Source organism: Acinetobacter sp. 1566109, assembly GCF_000582255.1.
GTDB classification, from domain to species: domain Bacteria; phylum Pseudomonadota; class Gammaproteobacteria; order Pseudomonadales; family Moraxellaceae; genus Acinetobacter; species Acinetobacter nosocomialis.
On record NZ_JEYB01000234.1, the window covers coordinates 1 to 431 of the forward strand.

The 431-nt window shown below is 53.1% G+C and carries 1 protein-coding gene; it reads left to right on the plus strand.

Annotated elements, in window-relative coordinates:
• Positions 1 to 431: Ig-like domain-containing protein (locus J582_RS25595; protein ID WP_032049033.1), on the plus strand; the 431-nt coding region annotated here is incomplete at both ends.

The window sequence follows — 431 nt, forward strand, 5'->3', positions numbered from 1 at the left end:
ACTGACCCTGCAGGCAACACTTCATTGCCAGGTACAGGCACAGTTTCAGCAGACATCACAGCACCTGTGGTTGCGCTGGATGACGTGTTGACGAATGACAGCACACCAGCACTTACTGGTACAGTGAACGATCCGACAGCCACTGTAGTTGTCAATGTGGATGGCGTTGACTATCCGGCAGTGAACAATGGTGACGGCACCTGGACGCTTGCAGACAATACACTTCCAACACTCGCAGACGGTCCACACACCATTACCGTGACTGCAACAGATGCAGCAGGTAACGTAGGTAACGATACTGCAGTGGTGACCATTGATACGGTTGCACCAAATGCACCGGTGCTTGATCCGATCAATGCAACAGACCCAGTGAGCGGTCAGGCAGAGCCTGGTTCAACCGTGACTGTGACTTATCCTGATGGCACCACTGC